At 44.1% G+C, this 21,412-nt stretch carries 22 protein-coding genes and 1 tRNA gene; 16 read left to right on the top strand and 7 right to left on the bottom strand.

The genetic code is table 11. The features are described from left to right. Window positions 1-217: 217 nt before the first annotated feature. Entirely contained in the window at window positions 218-598 is a 381-nt protein-coding gene (locus AOT11_RS11705) for a helix-turn-helix domain-containing protein (RefSeq protein ID WP_049798924.1), read from the bottom strand. 74 nt (window positions 599-672) lie between these two features. Here AOT11_RS11705 and AOT11_RS11700 point away from each other — a divergent pair. Both AOT11_RS11700 and AOT11_RS11695 read left to right on the top strand, forming a co-directional pair. Continuing rightward, a protein-coding gene (locus tag AOT11_RS11700; protein ID WP_392396600.1) for an IS3 family transposase occupies window positions 673-2,207 on the top strand; the annotation gives its coding sequence in 2 pieces (ribosomal slippage) (window positions 673-1,135 and window positions 1,135-2,207; 1,536 coding nt in all). Window positions 2,208-2,608: 401 nt separating this feature from the next. After that, window positions 2,609-4,143, top strand: a protein-coding gene (locus AOT11_RS11695; RefSeq protein WP_399462816.1) for an IS3 family transposase whose coding sequence is annotated in 2 segments (ribosomal slippage) — window positions 2,609-3,071 and window positions 3,071-4,143 — 1,536 coding nt in all. Because the reading frame shifts where the segments join, the coding sequence is not laid out codon by codon here. On the opposite strand, the gene AOT11_RS11690 is transcribed toward AOT11_RS11695, so the two are convergent. Next, a complete protein-coding gene (locus tag AOT11_RS11690) occupies window positions 4,140-5,084 on the bottom strand; it encodes a BrxR family helix-turn-helix transcriptional regulator (RefSeq protein ID WP_017420538.1) in 945 nt (314 codons plus the stop codon). The genes AOT11_RS11695 and AOT11_RS11690 overlap by 4 nt on opposite strands. Before the next feature lie 173 nt (window positions 5,085-5,257). On the opposite strand from AOT11_RS11690, the gene AOT11_RS11685 reads away from it, so the two are divergent. The 4 genes from AOT11_RS11685 to AOT11_RS11670 are packed head-to-tail and all read left to right on the top strand — an operon-like array spanning window position 5,258 to window position 8,927. Then, window positions 5,258-6,514 carry a nucleotidyltransferase domain-containing protein gene (locus AOT11_RS11685; protein ID WP_017420539.1) on the top strand — a complete coding sequence of 419 codons (1,257 nt, stop codon included), beginning with the start codon at window positions 5,258-5,260 and terminating at the stop codon, window positions 6,512-6,514. Next, the gene (locus AOT11_RS11680; RefSeq protein ID WP_017420540.1) at window positions 6,515-7,006 is read left to right on the top strand and encodes a type II CBASS E2 protein; all 492 of its coding nucleotides are present in this window, start codon (window positions 6,515-6,517) and stop codon (window positions 7,004-7,006) included. Beyond that, entirely contained in the window at window positions 7,006-8,127 is a 1,122-nt protein-coding gene (locus AOT11_RS11675; protein WP_017420541.1) for an SAVED domain-containing protein, read from the top strand. Before AOT11_RS11680 ends, AOT11_RS11675 begins: the two co-directional genes overlap by 1 nt. Window positions 8,128-8,138: 11 nt before the next feature. Then, a complete protein-coding gene (locus AOT11_RS11670; protein ID WP_017420542.1) occupies window positions 8,139-8,927 on the top strand; it encodes a competence protein CoiA family protein in 789 nt (262 codons plus the stop codon). Window positions 8,928-9,124: 197 nt separating this feature from the next. Here AOT11_RS11670 and AOT11_RS11665 read toward each other — a convergent pair. Then, window positions 9,125-9,201: transfer RNA gene (locus AOT11_RS11665), tRNA-Arg, on the bottom strand. 202 nt (window positions 9,202-9,403) lie between these two features. On the opposite strand from AOT11_RS11665, the gene folD reads away from it, so the two are divergent. From folD to AOT11_RS11625, 8 genes are all read left to right on the top strand, one after another. Next, window positions 9,404-10,261, top strand: a complete 858-nt coding sequence (gene folD / locus AOT11_RS11660) for a bifunctional methylenetetrahydrofolate dehydrogenase/methenyltetrahydrofolate cyclohydrolase FolD (RefSeq protein ID WP_011079917.1) — start codon at window positions 9,404-9,406, stop codon at window positions 10,259-10,261. 107 nt (window positions 10,262-10,368) lie between these two features. Further along, window positions 10,369-11,193 carry a 23S rRNA (guanine(745)-N(1))-methyltransferase gene (gene rlmA, locus AOT11_RS11655; RefSeq protein ID WP_017420544.1) on the top strand — a complete coding sequence of 275 codons (825 nt, stop codon included), beginning with the start codon at window positions 10,369-10,371 and terminating at the stop codon, window positions 11,191-11,193. A gap of 94 nt (window positions 11,194-11,287) precedes the next feature. Further along, window positions 11,288-12,214 (top strand): ChaN family lipoprotein, encoded by a 927-nt coding sequence (locus AOT11_RS11650; RefSeq protein ID WP_017420545.1) that lies wholly within the window; start codon window positions 11,288-11,290, stop codon window positions 12,212-12,214. Between the two features lie 135 nt (window positions 12,215-12,349). Next, window positions 12,350-12,706, top strand: a complete 357-nt coding sequence (locus AOT11_RS11645; protein ID WP_026050312.1) for a hypothetical protein — start codon at window positions 12,350-12,352, stop codon at window positions 12,704-12,706. 426 nt (window positions 12,707-13,132) lie between these two features. Then, on the top strand, window positions 13,133-14,710 hold the full coding sequence (locus tag AOT11_RS11640; RefSeq protein WP_017420547.1) for an alkaline phosphatase: 1,578 nt from the start codon (window positions 13,133-13,135) through the stop codon (window positions 14,708-14,710). Window positions 14,711-14,877: 167 nt separating this feature from the next. Further along, the gene (locus AOT11_RS11635) at window positions 14,878-15,186 is read left to right on the top strand and encodes a ribbon-helix-helix domain-containing protein (RefSeq protein WP_017420548.1); all 309 of its coding nucleotides are present in this window, start codon (window positions 14,878-14,880) and stop codon (window positions 15,184-15,186) included. Window positions 15,187-15,257: 71 nt separating this feature from the next. Next, window positions 15,258-15,653 (top strand): VOC family protein, encoded by a 396-nt coding sequence (locus AOT11_RS11630; protein WP_017420549.1) that lies wholly within the window; start codon window positions 15,258-15,260, stop codon window positions 15,651-15,653. A gap of 174 nt (window positions 15,654-15,827) precedes the next feature. Further along, a complete protein-coding gene (locus tag AOT11_RS11625; protein ID WP_017420550.1) occupies window positions 15,828-16,121 on the top strand; it encodes a putative quinol monooxygenase in 294 nt (97 codons plus the stop codon). Between the two features lie 75 nt (window positions 16,122-16,196). Here the strand turns inward: AOT11_RS11625 and AOT11_RS11620 are convergent, their stop codons facing one another. Beyond that, window positions 16,197-16,634 carry a YcgN family cysteine cluster protein gene (locus AOT11_RS11620; protein ID WP_011150868.1) on the bottom strand — a complete coding sequence of 146 codons (438 nt, stop codon included), beginning with the start codon at window positions 16,632-16,634 and terminating at the stop codon, window positions 16,197-16,199. A gap of 139 nt (window positions 16,635-16,773) precedes the next feature. Between AOT11_RS11620 and AOT11_RS11615 the strand changes: the two genes are divergently transcribed. After that, the gene (locus AOT11_RS11615) at window positions 16,774-17,022 is read left to right on the top strand and encodes a YkgJ family cysteine cluster protein (protein ID WP_011079907.1); all 249 of its coding nucleotides are present in this window, start codon (window positions 16,774-16,776) and stop codon (window positions 17,020-17,022) included. Here AOT11_RS11615 and AOT11_RS11610 read toward each other — a convergent pair. The 3 genes from AOT11_RS11610 to AOT11_RS11600 are packed head-to-tail and all read right to left on the bottom strand — an operon-like array spanning window position 17,019 to window position 19,377. Further along, on the bottom strand, window positions 17,019-17,675 hold the full coding sequence (locus AOT11_RS11610; protein ID WP_017420551.1) for a helix-turn-helix transcriptional regulator: 657 nt from the start codon (window positions 17,673-17,675) through the stop codon (window positions 17,019-17,021). The two genes, AOT11_RS11615 and AOT11_RS11610, sit on opposite strands and share 4 nt — an antisense overlap. A 29-nt stretch (window positions 17,676-17,704) precedes the next feature. After that, complete coding sequence (locus AOT11_RS11605; protein ID WP_017420552.1) at window positions 17,705-18,982, bottom strand: L-cysteine desulfidase family protein; 1,278 nt, start codon at window positions 18,980-18,982, stop codon at window positions 17,705-17,707. A 14-nt stretch (window positions 18,983-18,996) separates the two neighbouring features. Then, window positions 18,997-19,377, bottom strand: coding sequence for a RidA family protein (locus AOT11_RS11600; protein WP_017420553.1), 381 nt, complete (start codon window positions 19,375-19,377; stop codon window positions 18,997-18,999). A gap of 315 nt (window positions 19,378-19,692) precedes the next feature. Here AOT11_RS11600 and AOT11_RS11595 point away from each other — a divergent pair, with 315 nt between their 5' ends. After that, window positions 19,693-20,952 carry an amino acid permease gene (locus tag AOT11_RS11595; protein WP_017420554.1) on the top strand — a complete coding sequence of 420 codons (1,260 nt, stop codon included), beginning with the start codon at window positions 19,693-19,695 and terminating at the stop codon, window positions 20,950-20,952. The last annotated feature ends 460 nt before the right edge of the window (window positions 20,953-21,412 follow it).

Genomic DNA, 21,412 nt, shown 5'->3' with positions numbered 1-21,412 from the left:
TATAACAGTCATAATAGTTATAACATATTTTTTTGAGGGAATGTAGATTTAATTTGGTCCTTGTATGACAATAAAATTTGAAAGCCTATTTTAAATATAAATAAATCATACCGAAAGAGTGCTAAATCATAATATTAACTCATAACATACTGTCACGAATAAGCATGCTATTTTAATAGCATGCATTAACAAAATAACACCATTTAAATCTCAATTATCAACATATTTTATTTTTTAATTTATAAACAGCAGTGCGAGATATACCCAGGGTCTTCGCAATCTCATTCATTGTTATGTTGGGGTTTACTTTTCTTTCTTCAAGTAACGCTTTTAGACGATCACGTTTCTCAATATCCATATTTGTTCCTTTGATAACTCCCGTTTCAATTGGAAATGAACAAACAATCATAAAAGCTTCGTATCTGCTAATACAATTCAATAACGTCATCGACTTTTGCATATTACTAGATGTTTCTAACCAAATGTCGGCATCTTTCAATCTCCATAAATTGCCTTCAATTTCTCCACCTAAAGATCTAGCAATTTCGACAATCCAATCTTCGTAACTAGCCCTATTAATTTCGAGATCTTTAATCATCTCATAGGCTCCCCCTCTGGCAGGATAGTTGTCACTGTTAAAATTTAACCAGTTTGGGTGGTAATGAGTGAGTTTTGAATCGCATTCCAACAGAAAGAAAAGAAGCCATATTGAAGAAGCTACTGCCTCCTTATTCAATGTCTGTAAGCCAAGTAGCAAAAGAGGAAGGTATTAGCACAGCCACCCTGTATCATTGGCGGCAGCAACTTAGACGTTCAGGAGCCGCTGTGCCAAATAGTCATACTTCATCAGAGCAGTGGTCTGCTCAAACTAAACTCGCCATTGTCGCTGAAACTTACTCGATGACGGAGAATGAACTCAGTCAGTATTGTCGCGAGAAAGGCTTGTTCCCTGAACAAGTGCAAGGTTGGCGAAGTGAGTGTATGCAAGGGTTTATGTCTGCCAAAGAGCGTGAGGCTGAAGCCAAGAAACAAGCTAAAGCTGACAAACTTGAAATTAAAGAGCTGAAAAAAGAGTTACGCTTTAAAGAAAAAGCGTTAGCGGAAACGGCGGCGCTATTGGTGCTTCGAAAAAAGCTGAGAGCCTTTTACGGGGAAGAGCCAGAGGAAGATTAACCTCAACCGATGAAAGGCAATACTTGCTCACTCTTATCCACGATGCCAAGCGAAGTGGCTGCCGTCTAGAGTACGCCTGCAATGAAGTTCAAATCGACTTGAGAACGTATCGACGCTGGTATCAGCGAGGTGAAATACGGACAGACAAAAGACCGACCTGCGTTAGACCTGTGCCTGCTAACAAGCTATCACCGCAAGAGCGCAATGCGATTATTGAGGTGTGCAACCGCCCTGAATACGCAAGTTTACCACCAACTCAAATTGTCCCGACGTTGCTTGATAACGGTGAGTATATTGCTTCAGAGTCGAGCTACTATCGGGTTTTGAAAGCAGAAGGTCAGCTTCATACCCGAGGTCGTCAGCGAAGTCGACAAAGGCAGGCCAAGCCAACAAGTTATACGGCAACAGGTCCCAATCAGGTGTACACATGGGACATTACGTACTTGCCATCTGTGGTTAAGGGACAGCACTATTACCTCTACGTGATTGAAGATATCTATAGCCGAAAAATCGTTGGCTATGATGTCTACGAATGTGAATGCGGTGAGTTAGCGTCACAGTTATTGCAGCGGACGCTGATGCGCGAGCAATGCTTTAATCAGCCACTGGTACTTCACTCGGACAATGGTGCGCCAATGAAGTCACTGACGTTCAGAGCGAAAATGGATGAGCTTGGTATTACTTCATCATACAGTCGCCCGAGAGTCAGTGATGATAACCCGTATGTTGAGTCGCTGTTCCGCACAGTGAAGTACATGCCTAGCTGGCCAACAAAAGGCTTTGAACAACTCGATGCAAGTCGTAGTTGGGTTGAGGCGTTCGTACGTTGGTACAACACCGAGCACAAGCACAGTAAGTTAAATTACGTTACGCCATCAGAGCGTCACAGTGGTAAAGATAGCGAGATTTTAAGACGTCGTTCGGATGTGTTGTCGGTAGCAAGAGAGCGACACCCAGAGCGTTGGTCAGGCAAGATAAGGAACTGTGAACCCGTTGGTGAGGTTCATCTAAATCCAGAAAGAAAAGCCGCTTAATAACTAAGCGAATGATGACAACTACCTTGAAAAACGCCGGGCTTTTGGGTAATAACTTTTGCTAAACTCTAAAATCACTTTTGCGTAACCTGTCCAATCAGGTTCAGTTTTATCCATTTGATTTAACCGACTAATTGCCATCCGAGGTTGCACTGAAAATAAAGCTAACCATCGGTATAGTAGTTCTGCTGTAAGTGTCAGTTCCCCTCTCTTATAATCATTCAGATTACATTTCTCTGATTTGTCGTTGGAGTATCGATAAACAGCAGAAACCAACCTTCGTGTAGCTTTCTTATATGCTAAGGCATTTCGAGAAGAATGGTGTTCTCGACAGAAGCCCCCTCTGGCAGGATAGTTGTCACTGTTAAAATTTAACCAGTTTGGGTGGTAATGAGTGAGTTTTGAATCGCATTCCAACAGAAAGAAAAGAAGCCATATTGAAGAAGCTACTGCCTCCTTATTCAATGTCTGTAAGCCAAGTAGCAAAAGAGGAAGGTATTAGCACTGCCACCCTGTATCATTGGCGGCAGCAACTTAGACGTTCAGGAGCCGCTGTGCCAAATAGTCATACTTCATCAGAGCAGTGGTCTGCTCAAACTAAACTCGCCATTGTCGCTGAAACTTACTCGATGACGGAGAATGAACTCAGTCAGTATTGCCGCGAGAAAGGCTTGTTCCCTGAACAAGTGCAAGGTTGGCGAAGTGAGTGTATGCAAGGGTTTATGTCTGCTAAAGAGCGTGAGGCTGAAGCCAAGAAACAAGCTAAAGCTGACAAACTTGAAATTAAAGAGCTGAAAAAAGAGTTACGCTTTAAAGAAAAAGCGTTAGCGGAAACGGCGGCGCTATTGGTTCTTCGAAAAAAGCTGAGAGCCTTTTACGGGGAAGAGCCAGAGGAAGATTAACCTCAACCGATGAAAGGCAATACTTGCTCACTCTTATCCACGATGCCAAGCGAAGTGGCTGCCGTCTAGAGTACGCCTGCAATGAAGTTCAAATCGACTTGAGAACGTATCGACGCTGGTATCAGCGAGGTGAAATACGGACAGACAAAAGACCGACCTGCGTTAGACCTGTGCCTGCTAACAAGCTATCACCGCAAGAGCGCAATGCGATTATTGAGGTGTGCAACCGCCCTGAATACGCAAGTTTACCACCAACTCAAATTGTCCCGACGTTGCTTGATAATGGTGAGTATATTGCTTCAGAGTCGAGCTACTATCGGGTTTTGAAAGCAGAAGGTCAGCTTCATACCCGAGGTCGTCAGCGAAGTCGACAAAGGCAGGCCAAGCCAACAAGTTATACGGCAACAGGTCCCAATCAGGTGTACACATGGGACATTACGTACTTGCCATCTGTGGTTAAGGGACAGCACTATTACCTCTACGTGATTGAAGATATCTATAGCCGAAAAATCGTTGGCTATGATGTCTACGAATGTGAATGCGGTGAGTTAGCGTCACAGTTATTGCAGCGGACGCTGATGCGCGAGCAATGCTTTAATCAGCCACTGGTACTTCACTCGGACAATGGTGCGCCAATGAAGTCACTGACGTTCAGAGCGAAAATGGATGAGCTTGGTATTACTTCATCATACAGTCGCCCGAGAGTCAGTGATGATAACCCGTATGTTGAGTCGCTGTTCCGCACAGTGAAGTACATGCCTAGCTGGCCAACAAAAGGCTTTGAACAACTCGATGCAAGTCGTAGTTGGGTTGAGGCGTTCGTACGTTGGTACAACACCGAGCACAAGCACAGTAAGTTAAATTACGTTACGCCATCAGAGCGTCACAGTGGTAAAGATAGCGAGATTTTAAGACGTCGTTCGGATGTGTTGTCGATAGCAAGAGAGCGACACCCAGAGCGTTGGTCAGGCAAGATAAGGAACTGTGAACCCGTTGGTGAGGTTCATCTAAATCCAGAAAGAAAAGCCGCTTAATAACTAAGCGAATGATGACAACTACCTTGAAAAACGCCGTAGGCCTGTTCCATTTGTTTTATCATTTCCAAGTTGCTTAGCTCGAACTTATAAAAACGACTTTGCTTATCCTCTCGCTTTTCTTCATTTGACCGAGCATCGATATACCACTTTTTCTCAACAATCCATCTAAATGCAGCTCTCTCTGTAACATAAACCTCATCTTTATCTTCAGGTATACCAAAGTCAGTTCTTACTTTTTGCTTGTCCACCTCTGACAACGAGGGGTGGAGTTTTAAGATCAAAGGTAACCTTAAGTTCCACAACTTATCTTGAGCTAAAGCCTCATGATCATGCTGCCTAGACTCCTTAGATTCATGTTCTTCAACCACATTCCTAACACGAGCAAAATGGAAGTTTTTAAATTTATTCTTTTTGACTTCTGAACGATCAAATGCTCTGAACATCCAACTGGTTCCATCATACATAATTGCCAACGGAACCAAGGTTCTAGTTTGATGATTAGAGCTGTTTTCAGAAAGATAGTTGCAGGAAATCGCATACTTACCCGATATCGCCCTAGTAATCATAGCGACTTCATTGGTATTCATTTGGTTGGGAAACTTGCCAATCTTTTCATAGGCAAGCTCAGTCACACCGAAGATCTTGTTGCTATTAAATCCATTGGCAAGCATGCCAAGCGCCAATTCACCATCTATATCTGTCAATGGTTCGAAGGATTTCCTGATAATCGTATTCGTTTTTTGAGTTTTGTTGTTTGGCCTACGTTTGGAGTATTCAGTAAGAACTCGGGAAGCGGCTGCTTCTGCAATTCCAAACGCATCTTTAAGATCAGCCCGACTAACACGCCCTGTAAAAAACAACTTAAAGTCAATATAAGCTAAACGAGCGTTAATAGAGGTTGTCTCTGATGTGATGTCTGCTTGAGAACTGTTTTCCATGATGCGTATCCATTGTTCAATCTAGCCAAATCGTAGCAAAAAAATTATTACGTGTAATTACAATACACAACAAATACATAAAAAGATCATTGACACGTATCATTTCGATCTATCATAATAATCTCAATCGGTATAATAGGTTATTAACCAACCAAAACCACTAGGAGATAGCTGTGCAAGATCAAGGTTTCAAATCACTAAGACAACTAAGTGCAAGCGATAAAGAATTTTGTTTCGAGATGATCTCTCATATCACATCGAACCTAGACTTGACCGAGACACAGTTGTCTCAATTGAAGACGGCTTACCGAGCAATCGGATCCTACTTGGCAAACCAAGGGGGCGAGCTAGCGGAATGCCACATTTATGCTCAAGGTAGTGTTGGTATTGGCACATCCGTAAAACCGATTGATGAAGACTCAGACATGGATATAGATCTGGTGCTCCACTTACCAAGTCAGCACTATCCAACCACTACTGATGAAGCCAACGAGCTACTCTTCAATTTGATACGAGTGCTGAAAGACTCTCAACGATACGGTGACAAAATAGAGAATGTGCCAAAACGCAGATGTGTCACTCTGCAATATGGAGGTATCGAAGGCCAGGGGTTCCACATGGACATCACCCCTTGCATGCCTGAAGATATGGATTCGCCAAACCATAAGAGCAAAGTAAGAGTTGCAGACATCAAGGATGCCAATAGTCCTTCTCATCCATACGGATATAGGAAGTGGTTCCGAAGCGCGTGTAGTAAAGAGATTCGCTGGAATAGAAAAAGCAACTACAGATCTAATAGTGATATATATGCGGGGACAGTAGAACCATTACCTGGTCAGGGTCGAAAGACTGTACTTCAGATTGTAGTTCAGCTTCTCAAGCGACATAGAGACATGTGGAAACAAAATAAGCAGAACGTTTATGGCGATTGCGCTCCAATAAGCATAATTATTACGACTCTAGCAGGTCTAGCTTATGAAAAGTGCTCAAACTCTAACAAGGAGTACCAAAACCCATTTGATCTGATGTTAGATGTACTTGAAGAAATGCCAAACTTCATTTCCCATCAATATCAGTCTAACGGTACTGTAAAGTACACTATTCGCAACCCAGCACTTCCTACGGAGAATTTTGCAGATAAATGGCATGAGAAACCGATGTTACCCCAAGCATTTAAAGCGTGGTATACGCAGGTTACTGAAGACCTAGCAAAACTACTTGAATTAGATCAAGGGCTTGATAAAACCATTGAGCGTTCAAGAGAAATGTTTGGTTCTCAAGCAGCAAGAGGCATCCAAGCCAAACTTGCGGACACTCTGACTGAACGACGAGCTAAAAATCGTGCGGTAGTTTCTTCTATTGGCTTAGGAGTATCCAATGCAGCCACTGCCACCCCCGTTCCTAAACACAACTTCTACGGTGATGTATAGATGTGCCATCACCTTCAAAGGCAGCTTAACGCGCTACAAAAACGTTACCATGGTGGCAAAGGTAGAATACTCAAAGGTAAAACAGGTCTAAAACTGGAATGGAGGCAAGTACTACAACCTTCTCGACTTAGCCGAGAATACCTAATTCTTGTTAAATGGGCTGGGTTAGGTTGTATTCCTGAGGTCGAGGTGTTGTCCCCGAATCTAAGAGATCTAGCAGGAGGGAAGCGCTCACCTCATGAGTTCTTCTCAAAAGAGAATACTAAACCCTGCCTAATGTTTAACAACGGTAGCTCCAAAGACTGGGTGCCTAGTATGTTAATCGCTGAATCAATCATCCCATGGACGCAAGAATGGCTGTGGTACTGGGAGCTTTGGTTATCAGATGGAGAATGGCGTGGTGGTGGTGTTCACCCTGGTGAACTAACTATTGAGCAATATATGGATCAAATCAACAACTCTCACCATCAACCAGCAAACAAGGGAAAGTAATGAACCTTTTGACTTACATCGTTGTTCAGACCATCAACTGGCTATTCAGAAAGCGCTCTCCTGCCTTATTAATTTTCAGGACAGGAGCCTATTTCTTCCCGATAACATTGATGGGAGGCGTAGCATTCAATGTTCAATACGTAACAGCTAGCCAACTCATTAGCCTTGACGTTGCTGGCTCTGATGTCCCTGCTCTACTCGTTTCTATCGGTTTTTATTTCAGTATACTCCTAATGGCAATTGGGCTAGCTTGGGAGATAGTCCGCTCAGTTATAGAACACCGACAATTGGCTAAACAAATTGTATTCGCTATTGAGCAAAGAGGACTCGTAAACACATCTGACACCCCTCTATCAGAGCACGTTCAGAAAAAATACAAAGGCCGAAATATTTCCAATACAGTAATAGATATCCGAGACAGTCTTGCTAATGGCACAGTAAGCCAACCCAAATTAGCACTTAAGAAATTCCTCAATCTAGAGCACTCTATAGAAGAGCGAAGAAATAGTGTTGCTGCTGAAGATTTTCACATTGTTTATGGTGGTTTAGTTCCTGTTCCTTTTGCTTTCCTATCAGGATATTTGTTGGATGATGAGTCTCATATTGAAGTGCTCGACTGGGACCGACAACTATCAAGCTGGAAAGAACTCGATCCGATTAGTGACGACAATGAGAAGTTTGAAAAGACAATAAAGCATGCTGATAGCAAAGAATCTATCGTTCTTGCTGTATCTTTCTCTTACCCTGTTGATGAGAAAGCTATTGACCTCTGTTTCCCAAAGATGCCACAGATACATTTGAAACTGAGGGAAAAGCGTTTTGATAATCACTGGTCAAGTAAAAAGCAAAGTCGTTTAGCTTATGATTTGATCCAAGAAGTTAAAAATCTCATGGAAGAAGGCTATAACGATATACACCTCGTATTAGCTTCTCAAAACAGCGTAGCATTCAAATTTGGTCAAGCGTACGACAGACGGAACCTTCCTCACATTACGATTTACCAATACGAAAAAGATAACAAAATCCCTTACCCATGGGGAGTATCAATTACTAACTTACCCCACGCAGAGCCATCTATTAGACTGACCGAGTTTAATGATGACTTAGAGCAAGCCGTATAAGAGGTCTTTATATGTCTTCATTTCAAGTTCTTATGCCTTTCGCTCGCAGTAACAGTTCAAACCGAATAGTGGGGATTGAGCAAGTGGAGCGTGGCGATGATTGCAACTGTCATTGTTTATCATGTGGAACCCCAGTTACTGCGAGGTTGGGAAATATCAACCAATGGCACTTTGCACACCGTACCGATAAAAATACAACAAGTTCTGAGTGTGAATTCTCCCCCGTTACTGCATTGGCTCTGATTATAAGGCAACAGCTCCCAACTCTAGTTAACTTTGATTTAGATGAGTGGGATTTTAATGATGTGCAATGGGAGGTTGAATGTACCAAATTTGGAGTTCAAGTTGATGCATTCACTAAAGACTTAACCTCTAACATATCGGTAGTAATGGATATCCCTTTCGAGAGCAGTCCCCATTTATTACCAGAAGCAGTACCTCACGATATCGACATTATCCTGAGAGTAAATACGCATAAGTTAGCTAACGATCTTTACCCAACTAAAAGTCCTATCAGGCTTCTTAACTCTGAAGGTGTTTTTAGCTACCTTTTAAAGCACTGGGAAGAACTTGTCGAAATGCTTCGTTGGCCTCAGTCAACCATAGAACAACCATGTGAAGATACAGAGGTTGCAGAAAACAGTATAAAGACCAATGATCCTATCTGCCTATGCTGTGGTGAGAAAACAGCAAGATATGGACGAGGGCTTCTTTGTGAAGAGTGTGTTTGGAAAGAGGTTGGTAGCCAATTTAATTCAATCAGTGAGATGGTTGTGTTTTATAGGAAAAACTCTAATTAAATAGATCAATCAGCCTCACAATGGGGCTGATTTGCATTTTTAGTCTCAAATACGTAGCCGCGAGAAGAATGCGAACTTATGTATTCATTACAGATGATTACATTAAGCTTCACGCTTACTTGACTAGTTACTTGACTAAAAATAGCAGAAACGAAAAAGGGCGTAGCAAGTACTAACCTGCTACGCCCCGAAATAAATGGCACGCCCTGTAGGATTCGAACCTACGACCACATCCTTAGAAGGGACGTGCTCTATCCAGCTGAGCTAAGGGCGCGCTACAGGGACAGGATTATACGAGTTCATTTCGGTAAATCAACGGGTTTTCTTAACAAACTGAATCAAATGGCTAAAAAAAGGGCGTCCACATTAAATATGCTTAAAAACGACCCAAAGCAAACGTTTGCGTATAGATATTTATTTGATCATTTGCGACAATACGCGCCAAGTTTTTGCCATTCGTATTCTTAAGGAAAGTCATGACTGCTCAAAATATCGATGGAACTCTCATTTCCCAAACTGTTCGATCCGAAGTCGCTGCTCGCGTAAAAGCTCGTGTAGCTGCGGGATTACGTGCGCCTGGCTTAGCCGTTGTGTTGGTTGGCGAAGATCCAGCGTCTCAAGTTTACGTTGGCAGCAAGCGTCGCGCGTGTGAGGAAGTGGGCTTTGTCTCTAAATCGTTTGATCTTCCCGCTTCTACTTCAGAAGAAGAACTCCTGGCGCTGATCGATGAGCTCAATAATGATGCTGAAATCGACGGTATTCTGGTTCAACTTCCTCTTCCAGCGGGGATCGACAGCACGCACGTTCTAGAAAGCATTCATCCAGAGAAAGATGTGGATGGTTTCCACCCGTACAACGTTGGCCGCTTAGCGCAACGCATCCCTAAACTGCGTTCGTGTACACCAAAAGGCATTATTACGCTGCTTGAGCGTTACAACATCGCACTGCGTGGTAAGCATGCGGTGATCGTGGGTGCATCAAACATTGTTGGCCGCCCAATGACACTCGAACTTCTGCTGGCGGGTTGTACCACAACCACCTGTCACCGCTTCACTAAAGATCTTGAAGGTCATGTTCGCCAAGCTGATGTGCTGGTGGTTGCGGTCGGTAAGCCGAATTTTATTCCTGGTGAATGGGTTAAAGAAGGCGCGATCGTGGTCGATGTCGGCATCAACCGCCTTGAATCGGGTAAGCTGATTGGTGATGTGGAGTATAATAAGGCTCGTGAACGCGCCAGCTTCATTACTCCAGTACCCGGAGGTGTTGGCCCAATGACGGTGGCCAGCCTCATCGAAAACACCATGCTTGCTTGCGAGCAATACCACACCAAATAAGTCCTCTTCGGTGGGGAATATCATGACCTGCCGAGACTCAAACTGGTTAAAACAGGCGGTTCCTGTTAGACTTTGCCGCCTGTTTCATCGCCCCTTTTGAGGTCTTCATGGCGTATCAATGCCCCTTATGTCACCTTGCATTAGAGCAAGCAGAGCGCACGTTCAAATGTTCCAACAATCATCAATTTGACCTAGCCAAAGAAGGTTACGTTAACTTGATGCCTGCTCATCACAAACGTTCGAAAGATCCCGGTGACAACAAAGAGATGATGCAGGCTCGCCGCCGCTTCCTTGAAGGCAACCATTACGACCCAATGCGTCAAAAAGTGGCGCAACTTTGCCGCCAATACCTGCAAGGTACGCCGCACCGCCTACTTGATATTGGTTGTGGTGAAGGTTACTACACCGATGAAGTCGCTAAAACCTTGGTCGCGCAGCACCCAGAAGCCAAAACGTTTGGCTTGGACATTTCCAAAATCGCCATTCGTTTCGCAGCAAAACGCTACCCTAACGTTAAGTTTTGTGTCGCTTCAAGCCATCGACTCCCTTTTGCAGACGAAGCGTTGGACGGCATCTTACGCATCTACGCACCATGCAAAGCCGAAGAGCTGGCGCGATGCATTGCTGAGAATGGCGTTGTGATCACCGTGACGCCTGCAGGCCGCCACTTGCTGCAATTGAAAGAGAAGATTTACACCGAGCTCAAACTGCATAGCGAAGAGCCAGAGCAAATTGATGGATTTACGCTCGAACACCAAGAAAAGCTCAATTACGTAATGGACTTAGCAGGCCAAGATGCGTTTGATTTACTGCAAATGACCCCATTTGCTTGGAAAGCCAGCGATGCTCTTCGTGACGAGCTAAAGTCCGCTACACTGTTCCAGTGTGAGGCCGATTTCATGTTGCGCGTTTACCGCAAAACGGCAAAATAACCAGACAAATCAATAAAGAGAATTATTCTCATTATTATTGAAGTTCTAGACCGCCTCCATTACACTCTGCGACGTTTTTAATGGAGGCAGTATTATGCGATCAACTATTTCTCTTCTTCTGGCGTCAATGATGCTGAGCGGCTGCGCTAGCCAAGCGCTCACAAGCGATCCCCTAAGCTTCTACGACTATCAGCTTTACTCGCCAGAAGGCACTGCCCTTTCACTGCAACAATTACCTCAATCGGTTCAAAATGCGGATGTCATTTTAATTGGCGAATGGCACACACATTCGGGTGTTCACCGCTTCCAAACCGACCTGCTTAAAACGCTCAGCGCGCAACACCGCGTCGCTCTGTCTATGGAACAATTTACCCGCGATAAACAAACCATCGTGAACCAATATTTGGCGGGTGAGATTGGTGAGCAAGTGCTTATCCAACAAGGCAATGCGTGGCCAAACTACGAAAGTGATTATCGACCTTTGATTGAACTGGCCAAATCCAAACAGATGGATGTGATTGCCGCGAATGCACCGAAAAGCACCGTACGTTGCATTGGCCGCCAAGGTTTGGCTTACCTCGATAAGCTAACCCAAGAAGAGCGTGGCTTTTTGGCGAGTGAGATCAACACCGGTGAAAGCGAATACAAAAGCAAGTTCATGGCGTCAATGCACCACGGCAAACCAGAGCAAACCGAAAAACAGTTTGCTGCACAAGTGACTTGGGACGAAACCATGGCGGAATCTATCGTCAACTACCATCAGCAAAACCCCAACACGCAAGTTATCCATGTCGCAGGAAAATTTCATATTGAGCAGGGCTTAGGCACCGCTCACTCGATTCTGCGTCGTGATCCCTCCTTAAAGGTTGTGGTGATCTCTCCGGTATCAACCATCGATGAGCAAGGCAGCGATTACCAGTTGCTGGTTCTGGAACCGCCGGTACGTTATGTGCAAAAAAGCAATCAAATGAAGGCGTTTCAGGATTTAAAAAAACGTAATGACGATCTGACCTGCAAATAGCGCGATTATTTCCAACTCCCATCTCACTTAGGCCTGTTTTTTGCTTGATTAAAAAAGCGGCAAAACAGGCTTTTTTTGCACAAGTTTTCTCCAACGCCGCCGATAGAGTATTTAGGATTCGCTTAGGAGATGGTTATGAATCCAGTCGGTTCAAGACCTGTCGAGGCATACGCTTCAGCACAGAAACAGACAGCTAACCCAAATGCGGCAAAGGAAAGTGCCCCTGCTCCGCTGCAGGTAGAACAAAACAAAGTGACGCTTTCTGAAGAAGGGAAAGCGCTGCTTTCTGCGCTCCAAGAGCTCGATAAAGAGAGCAAAAAAGTCGAAGCGGAAAGCAAAACCGTGGGCGACAAAGTGGAATCCTTCACCTACGGCGCGTTAGGCATGGACCATCCTGACAAGATAAAAGAGGAAGATGATGGCTCCTATTCCGCAGGGCAATATCTTTCTGCCGCTGCCACTATTGGTGGTTTGTTAATGATTTTGGTGTAATTTTTACACTTATCCTCTCTAATGGGGGTTGAACATTGTCGGGAGCCTGCGCATTTTTCGCCACGACAAAATTCATTGGTTGAAGCATGTAGAACAAATCGCTATTTATATATCGATTCTTTGCTGGATGCAGAGGTGAAATTCACTGAAGTGGAATAGCAAGGATTGGTTTTAGCAAAAAAATGATAGCGCACAGTCGCTATCCCCAAATCGCTTTAGCCCATGAATTTCAACTCCCTTACTCAAAAGCTCACTTCGGTGAGCTTTTTCTTTAGCTCTATCAGACGCCATCATTGCTCGCTCGAGTTTGTCACAACACTTTATTTTTACTGATTTTTTTCACTTTCATGAAGTTTTTATGTCTGCAGCAAAAGTGTCACAAAGCCGTGCTGTAATGGCGCCGCTTTTATAAATAAGGGATAGACAATGAAGCACCTGATCAAACCCGTTGTTGCCGTTGTAGCAACTTCTACGCTCTCTTTTAATGCACTTTCCGCAGAAATTAAAAACGTCATTTTGATGATTGGTGATGGCATGGGACCACAACAAGTTGGCCTATTGGAAACCTACGCCAACAACGCACCAAATTCCATCTATCAAGGCAAAACCACCGCACTTTACACACTTGCTCAAGAAGGCGTTATCGGATCATCGCTGACGCATCCAGAAGATGCGATTGTGGTGGACTCTGCCTGTTCTGCAACCATGCTGGCGACCGGCATCATGACAGGTTCAGAAGTGATCGGCATCGATTCGCAAGGAAACAGCGTCGAAACCGTACTCGAAAAAGCCAAACGTATGGGTAAAGCCACCGGCATCATTTCCGACACTCGCATGACGCACGCGACTCCTGCTGCCTTTGCTGCCCACCAGCCTCATCGCTCTTTGGAAAATGAAATTGCCGCTGACATGCTTGCCACCGATGTCGATGTGCTGCTGTCGGGCGGTTTGCGTCATTGGATTCCAAAGTCGGCAAACGACAAAGGTGAAATCTATCAACAGTTACAAGCCCTAACTCAAGGTGACGTTGCATTAAAATCAAAACGCAAAGACGATCGCAACTTGCTGACGGAAGCGCAACAAGCGGGTTACTCTCTGGCATTTAATAAAGCCATGCTAGAGCAAGCGCAAGGGACGAAACTGCTGGGTCTTTTTGCTAACTCAGCCATGTACGATGGCATCACCTACAGCCAAACCAAAGGTGACGCAGAGCGCAAAGAACCAACCCTGGCAGAAATGACCAGCAAAGCATTAGACATCCTAGCCAAGGACAAAGACGGTTTCTTCTTGATGGTTGAAGGCGGCCAAATCGACTGGGCTGGCCACAGCAATGATGCTGGTTCAATGCTGCATGAAATGATCAAGTTTGATGAAGCGATTAATACGGTTTACCAATGGGCCAAAGATCGTGATGACACCTTGATTATTGTCACGGCGGACCACGAAACTGGCTCTTTTGGTTTTAGCTACTCAGGCTATAATCTGCCAAAACCAGAGAAACGCCCAGGAAAAGCATTCGAAAATCGTGATTACGCGCCGAACTTTAACTTTGGTGCTTTCGATATTCTCGATGGTTTGTACAACCAAAAAACCAGCTACTATGGCATGCTTAGTGCGTTTGAAAAGTTGGATAAAAATCAGCAAACCGCGGCAAAACTAGCAGAAATCATCAATAAAAATAGTGATTTTTCGATTACCGCAGGCCAAGCAGAAAACATCCTGAAAAACAAACCCAATCCCTATCGTTTGGCTAACCACAGCTATCTTGCAGAGGAAACCGTGCCAGCCATTAACGACTTTGATGCGTTTTTCCCATACAACGACAGAACCAACCTGATCGCTCGCGAACAAGGAACAAAACAAAACATCGTTTGGGGTACTGGTACACACACTCATACGCCAGTAAACGTGTTTGCTTGGGGACCGGCAGAAACCATTCTCCCTGTGTCACGCATTTTGCACCACTCTGAGTTGGGTGAATTCATTAAAAATCAGGTGAAATAATCGTTGCCTAACGAGTTAAAAAGCCAGTCATTAGAAAAAGAAAGCGCCACTTGGCGCTTTCTTCTTCTGTCTGTGTCTGATTGTTAGGTCTTTAGTCAAAGGTTGACGGCTTCCTGAATAGTCGCCAGTATGTAACGCTTTTCAACCCTAACGGTGCCCTTCCCGCTATGTGTGAAATTTTTGCCAAGCAGCCCAAAGAAAATTACCAAACCATTACACGTTCGATCCGAATAGACGGACACGCCACCAGCGTCAAACTGGAAGCCAGTTACTGGGATATTTTACAAGAGATTGCTGACGCTCAGCAGTTAACCGTGCCGAAGTTCATCAGTACCGTCTATCGCGAAGCACTTGAGCACAATGGTGAAGTCTCAAACTTTGCCTCGCTGCTGCGTTGCGCCTGTTTGATGTATGCTCGCCAACCCACGAACGTCATCGAGGTGGCGCGCCAAGAGCTCACAAGCAGACAAATTTAAATGTAATACTCACGTACTACCAAAGGTTGGTTTCTCAACATTATTCTGTCGCCTCGCAATGAGGAACCACCATGACCAAAATGATTCACAGCATGATCCGAGTGAGCAATCTCGACAAATCGATCGCTTTCTACCGTGATGCTCTAGAGCTCGAGATCAAAGACCAATTTGTTTTCGATACATTCACTCTGACATACCTCGCCAACAAAACCACCGGCTTCGAGCTTGAGTTGACTTACAATCACGGCATGAACGAACCCTACACTCATGGGACAGGCTACGGTCGCCTTGCCGTGTGCGTCGAAGACATCGAACTCGCTCATAAACGCCTGCGCGATTTAGGGATCGCACCCAGTGATGTGAAAGCGATGGATCACAACCAAAAACACCTTGCGACCTTCTTCTTTATCACCGACCCAGACGGATACAAAATCGAGTTTTTGCAGCGCCAAGGCTGCTACCAATAAGCATCACTCGAATACGATTTTCGGCTTGAGTTTAGGGTTAGACATTACTTTAAAAATTCGTTAGGAGTAGCCATTTTCGCGATGGCCTAGACTCCTGTGCCCTAAATTCAGCCTTTTACGCCAACATCAACACACAATGTTTGAGTTGGCTCATAACAAAGAGGACCAAACACAATGATTCATGTTACCGCGGCTTTTGTTGCCCAAGCTGGCAAAGAGACCCAACTGCATTCCGTATTAACTACCATGCTCGAGCCCACTAGAAACGAGCAAGGCTGCCTTCGTTATGTACTTTTAAAGGACAAAAACGATGCCACCAAATTCCTTTTCCAAGAATTATTTGCTGATCAAGCTGCTTTCGATTTCCACTGCGACCAGCCATATTTTCATGCCTTGCTAGCAAAGCTTGATGGCTTGTTGGCACAAGAGCCTGAGATTACTTTCTTCGAAAGTGCAGAAGTCGCGTAAAGCGAGTGCACGCACAGCTCAATAAGCAAAAAGGCACGTTCTCGTGCCTTTTTGTCTCTGCATCTTAGCCAGTACTTAGTAATCTGGATTCTCAATGACGTGATCTTCCCAATCTTTCACATCAATTTCGTAAACCACTCGGTTACGAATGCTCTGCCCTGCTGCATGCATGGCTGACTTAGAACCGGTAATAAGAGGATGCCACTCTGGCAAAGGTTGGTTTTCTGAAAGTCGGCGATAAGCACAGGTGCGCGGTAGCCAATGAAACTCTGCGATTTTGTCCTGAGTCAGCTTTAGGCAGTTTTCACCTGAAGAAAAACGATTTGGGTAATCTTTGCATGAACAGGTTTTACTGTTTAGCCAGCTACAAGCCACATTGGTGTAAAAGACTTCATCGGTCTCTTCGTCCATTAATTTGTGCAAACAGCATTTTCCGCAACCATCGCAAAGTGACTCCCACTCTTGCTCTGTCATCTCTTGCAAAGTTTTTGATTGCCAAAATGGTGTGCTCATAGGACTTCTTCTTACTTTCTACTGCGGGAGCCGTTTTATACTCCTGCGGGCCTCAAAGTGCAAGGGCAAAAATTGTCCATTCAGTTCATCGTAAATTTCTGCTACTATCGCGCCCCTTGATTTTTGACAGGTAACTAAGATGGATTGCAGACTCGGTTGTGGCGCTTGCTGCATCGCCCCAAGTATCTCTTCCGCCATTCCAGGAATGCCAAACGGTAAACCTGCCGGTGTACGCTGCATTCAACTCAACGAACACAATCTTTGTAAGCTATTTGGCCAACCGGAGCGGCCAAAAGTTTGCCATGAGTTCAAACCGTGCCCTGTGGTTTGTGGCACAACCAATCAACAAGCGCTCGACAATATTACCGAGTTAGAGCAGCTTACTTAATCGCTGCCCAACTCTCTTAGGTAAAGGTAGATCGTGTCACGCGAAATACCTAAGTGGTTTGCTACCATCAATACCGCATCTTTGTATTTGAAAATCCCTAAGCCTTCTAAACGGGTAACTAACTCCCGGTTGCGTTTGGATGGCGTGATAGTCTCGTTAGCCCATACCTCTGATTGAACAGTTTCGATTGTGCTGATGATGGTCTCATCAATATTGCGCGCGAATGTCTCTGGTGAACGCGCACCAGCGCAACACTCGTTTTGTTGTTGCGGTATCATTGAACGCAAGAAATCTTGCATTGGCACATCCATGTCCACGTTAATACACAGCAATCCGATCGGTTTATTTCTAGGATTGCGAACTATCGTCGTAATGGAATGCAAGGTCTTTCCACTCGACGTTTTCGTTAAATACGAGTCTGAAACGTCATTGCCCTCTAACAGCTTCATTCTTGCTAAGTTGGTAATCGGTGCACCTTCACCCCGTTCAGTAATGTGACCATTGGCAATTTTGATAATTTCCGGAGCTTCCGCATCAAGGCTGTGAAGAACGACTTCTGTATGCTCACCATACATGCGTGCAATACCATCCACGACGTTCTTCATTGAATTCAAAATATCTAAATCACTTTTAGTGAGTTTCTTAAGCTGCAATGTTACTTCCCTTAGCAAAAACGTTGAGGCTAGGCTGACATAATATCGATAATAGATTTGTCAGTATACGGCATTCCGAGCCTAACCATCGAGCCTACATTTCTTATCGTTTGTTCAACTTCGTTACCTACTATACCTTGATTCTTCACGCTGTGGTTACCCATAGCCATCAAATATGAGCGTACTGCGGTGGTAGAGGAAGTGCAGACTTTCATCGCACAGGACGATTTCGCCCCATCACATACCATGCCCGAACTGTCGCTAATCACATTCTGAATCGCATAACATGACTGTTCAAACGAACCTCCCGCCAAATATACTAGCGCCATGGAAGCTGCGGCACTGGTGACCGTATTACCACAAAACGCCGATAGCGGTGGGTAGTAAGATTTAATGTAAATCGCACCTAAATGACTCATGATTAACGCACGTGCTAATTGCTCTTCAGTACTTTGGAAAACGTCTGCTGCAATGACCACTGGTATGGTAGCCGCGATACCTTGGTTACCACTGCCAAAGTTACTCATGGCTGGTAGCGTAGCGCCACCCATACGAGCATCCGAGGCGGCAGAGGTCATCATTTGGATACGGCTCATCAAATCATTACCAAGTAACCCCTGCTCAATATTACATTTTAATGTACGACCGATCTCCAACCCATAACCATTGTCGATACCCTCTTGCGCTAATGAGCTGTTGAGCTCGGCCGCTTGTAGGATAAATTTGATCTCTTCAAAAGGCGCTTTAAGTGCAAAGTCGTAGATTTGTTTGATAGAGATGTCCACTCCTTCACAAACCGACCCTGTTGAAACTCGCTGCTGTTGGGGGGCATCAAATGTCACTTTGCCATTGTGAGTGATCTGAATAATATTGGTGTGCCCACCACTGATTGTCACTGAAACAATGTCATCTCCGGCACTCATGGTGACGCTACAAAAGATAAATTCTTGGGTATCAATGCGCGCAACGCTAACGCGCCCTTCATCAATCAATTGTTGAGCAGCAGTCACATTGTCTTGATTAATATGGGCAAGAACTTCCAATTCGGCATTGGGGTCGCCAGCCAACGCACCAACAGATGCGGCAATCTTTAGACCAATTTTTCCGGTTCCAGGGACATAAACTCCCATTGAGTTTTTAAATAGATTGTCAGAGACACGGACCTCTATCATCTCTGGGGTCTGGCATCCAAGCTCACGTTTTGCAACTGCTGCCGCGTATGCAGCAGCAATGGGTTCTGTACATCCGAGTGCAGGTTTTACAACTTGCTTAATGATTTGGATATATTGGTTCCATTGCTGATTCATGTTTTTTCTCCGTATTACTTTTTGCAAGCAATCGCTTCAACTTCAATCAATACGCCTAGCGGAAGATCTTTTACCGCAAAGCAGCTGCGCGCAGGACACTCTTTATTAAAGAACTCAGCATAGACTTTGTTAAACTCAGCAAAGTCACTGATGTTCGCCAAATAACAAGTTGTTTTCAAAACTGTGTCAATGCTACCACCGCCTGCTTCTAAGACGTGTTTTAGGTTCGTCAAAGATTGATGACTCTGAGCAGTAATGCCCCCCTCAACTACTTTGCCTACTGCACTATCAACTGGCAGTTGACCAGACGTAAAAATCAAGTTTCCGTAAGCAGTGCCGTGCGAATAAGGGCCAATAGCAGCTGGAGCACACCCTGAAGCAATCAATTCTTTCATGTAAATCCTCACATAATTTTTAGTTTTAATAAAAAAACTCTTAAGTAATCTTTCATTTCAAAGCTATTCTTTCAACTACATTCGAATCAAACAACTACCACAGATCACATAAATCGATCTTTTTTCAGATTTTATTGAGTGATTTTACCGAGATCTCAAATTTATCTGAATTTTACACAAAATAATTGTTGTTGTTCTTTTTCTCAAATAGATTTGAGAAAAGTTCATACTAACAAAGAGACAACGACAATGAGCGTTACTGTACCTACACAAACTCTTCCAATAACCAAAGAACCTCCTCACGTTAAGGCGGGAATGACCTTAGAAGAATGGAAAGCTGCAACCAAGTTTGACAGCACAGACTGGGGTTGGGTAATCATGAGTATCGGCATGGCAATCGGTGCTGGTATTGTTTTTCTGCCTGTAAAAGTTGGTGTACTGGGCATTTGGGTATTCCTTGCTTCGGCAGTCATTGGTTACCCTGCCATGTACTTATTCCAACGATTATTCATTAACACCTTATCGACATCACCAAAATGCCAAGACTACGCTGGTGTCATTTCAGGGTACCTAGGAAATAAATGGGGGGCTCTGTTGGGGATCCTCTACTTCATCATGCTGGTAATTTGGGTGTTCGTTTACTCCACAGCAATCAACAATGACTCAGCCTCTTTCCTGCATAGCTTTGGCATCACTAAGGGGCTATTGTCGGAAAACCCACTATATGGCCTTGCTTTGGTTTGCGCTTTAGTGGCCATCGCGTCACGTGGTGAAAAGATCCTATTTAAAGTGAGCACCGGCTTGGTTTTGATCAAGTTATGTACCGTTGCCCTACTTGGTGTGATGATGATTGAAAAGTGGGATTTTGCTAATGTCGGTACTGTACCTGCGGCAGGTGCAGGTTTGAAAGACGCCATTGAACTATTGCCCTTCACTCTAACCTCAATCTTGTTTATTCAAAGCTTGAGTCCAATGGTTATCTCTTACCGCTCTAAAGAGAAATCAATTGAGGTTGCACGTTTTAAAGCGATGCGTGCGATGAAGATTGCTTTTGGAATTCTGTTTGTCACCGTGTTCTTCTATGCAATCTCTTTCACCCTTGCGATGTCTCACGATCAAGCAGTAAAAGCAGCTGAAGAGAACATCTCTGCATTAGCGATGGTCGCACAGGGCATGGACGGTACAACATTGAAACTGCTTAGCTTAATGTTGAACATTTTCTCTGTTATGACGGCGTTCTTTGGTGTGTACCTAGGGTTCCGTGATTCTTGTCAAGGTCTTGCAATGCTGGCTCTTAAGAAAATCATGCCTGAAGAGCAAATTAACCGTAATTTGGTAACCAAAGGCATCATTCTATTTGCTATTTTGATGGCTTGGGGAGCTATCGTGTTGAACTTGCCTGTATTGAGTTTTACTTCAATATGTAGCCCGATTTTTGGTTTGATTGGCTGTTTGATCCCTGCGTACTTGGTGTATCAAGTTCCTTCACTGCATAAATACAAAGGTGCTTCACTCTACCTAATCATTGCGACAGGTATTCTACTGTGTATCTCACCTTTCATCGCATTTAGTTAACCCTCCCTCTAACCTCGGTTATTCGTCTTCATGATGATGACCGAGGTTTTTCTTTTAACTCATTTGCCACCTATTTTTTCAAAGTCAAGAAATCAGCAGTTACCCAGTTGAACTGAAGCATTTAGATTAGTAATTCTATGCAGACCTATACTGTGTCTAGAAAATAATACAAATACGATATGGGAAATAATACAGATTACTATTTGTGCAATTGAGTTGAAATTTTAGTCTATGATTTAGCGAGGAAAAATCACAGAGTTTAATGCTATTTTCCCTAACATGGGTATGCCTTATACGATAGCGATCAACCGAAACTAAAGAGATCTTTTCTCTCAACGTTCGCATGGTTGATTTTCGGGTTTCATTTTATAAAACGCATCACAACTTTGTAACTTGGTCACAAATGGTCACAGAGCACTTCATTGAACTGGGTTATAGTTTTGTTATTGACTCTCTGCCA

This window comes from Vibrio vulnificus NBRC 15645 = ATCC 27562, assembly GCF_002224265.1.
GTDB classification, from domain to species: domain Bacteria; phylum Pseudomonadota; class Gammaproteobacteria; order Enterobacterales; family Vibrionaceae; genus Vibrio; species Vibrio vulnificus.
The sequence above is the reverse complement of the archived record's forward strand: the minus strand, read 5'-3'. Positions and strand labels throughout refer to the sequence as shown.

Coding starts and splice junctions, on each gene's coding strand:
- AOT11_RS11595 (WP_017420554.1), top strand. CDS start 19,693: ATGACCTTAGAAGAATGGAAAGCTGCAACCAAGTTTGACAGCACAGAC.
- AOT11_RS11635 (WP_017420548.1), top strand. CDS start 14,878: ATGTGTGAAATTTTTGCCAAGCAGCCCAAAGAAAATTACCAAACCATT.
- AOT11_RS11645 (WP_026050312.1), top strand. CDS start 12,350: ATGAATCCAGTCGGTTCAAGACCTGTCGAGGCATACGCTTCAGCACAG.
- AOT11_RS11680 (WP_017420540.1), top strand. CDS start 6,515: ATGTGCCATCACCTTCAAAGGCAGCTTAACGCGCTACAAAAACGTTAC.
- folD (WP_011079917.1), top strand. CDS start 9,404: ATGACTGCTCAAAATATCGATGGAACTCTCATTTCCCAAACTGTTCGA.
- AOT11_RS11705 (WP_049798924.1), bottom strand. CDS start 598: ATGATTAAAGATCTCGAAATTAATAGGGCTAGTTACGAAGATTGGATT.
- AOT11_RS11675 (WP_017420541.1), top strand. CDS start 7,006: ATGAACCTTTTGACTTACATCGTTGTTCAGACCATCAACTGGCTATTC.
- AOT11_RS11670 (WP_017420542.1), top strand. CDS start 8,139: ATGTCTTCATTTCAAGTTCTTATGCCTTTCGCTCGCAGTAACAGTTCA.
- AOT11_RS11690 (WP_017420538.1), bottom strand. CDS start 5,084: ATGGAAAACAGTTCTCAAGCAGACATCACATCAGAGACAACCTCTATT.
- AOT11_RS11650 (WP_017420545.1), top strand. CDS start 11,288: ATGCGATCAACTATTTCTCTTCTTCTGGCGTCAATGATGCTGAGCGGC.
- AOT11_RS11605 (WP_017420552.1), bottom strand. CDS start 18,982: ATGAATCAGCAATGGAACCAATATATCCAAATCATTAAGCAAGTTGTA.
- AOT11_RS11615 (WP_011079907.1), top strand. CDS start 16,774: ATGGATTGCAGACTCGGTTGTGGCGCTTGCTGCATCGCCCCAAGTATC.
- AOT11_RS11625 (WP_017420550.1), top strand. CDS start 15,828: ATGATTCATGTTACCGCGGCTTTTGTTGCCCAAGCTGGCAAAGAGACC.
- rlmA (WP_017420544.1), top strand. CDS start 10,369: ATGGCGTATCAATGCCCCTTATGTCACCTTGCATTAGAGCAAGCAGAG.
- AOT11_RS11630 (WP_017420549.1), top strand. CDS start 15,258: ATGACCAAAATGATTCACAGCATGATCCGAGTGAGCAATCTCGACAAA.
- AOT11_RS11620 (WP_011150868.1), bottom strand. CDS start 16,634: ATGAGCACACCATTTTGGCAATCAAAAACTTTGCAAGAGATGACAGAG.
- AOT11_RS11600 (WP_017420553.1), bottom strand. CDS start 19,377: ATGAAAGAATTGATTGCTTCAGGGTGTGCTCCAGCTGCTATTGGCCCT.
- AOT11_RS11640 (WP_017420547.1), top strand. CDS start 13,133: ATGAAGCACCTGATCAAACCCGTTGTTGCCGTTGTAGCAACTTCTACG.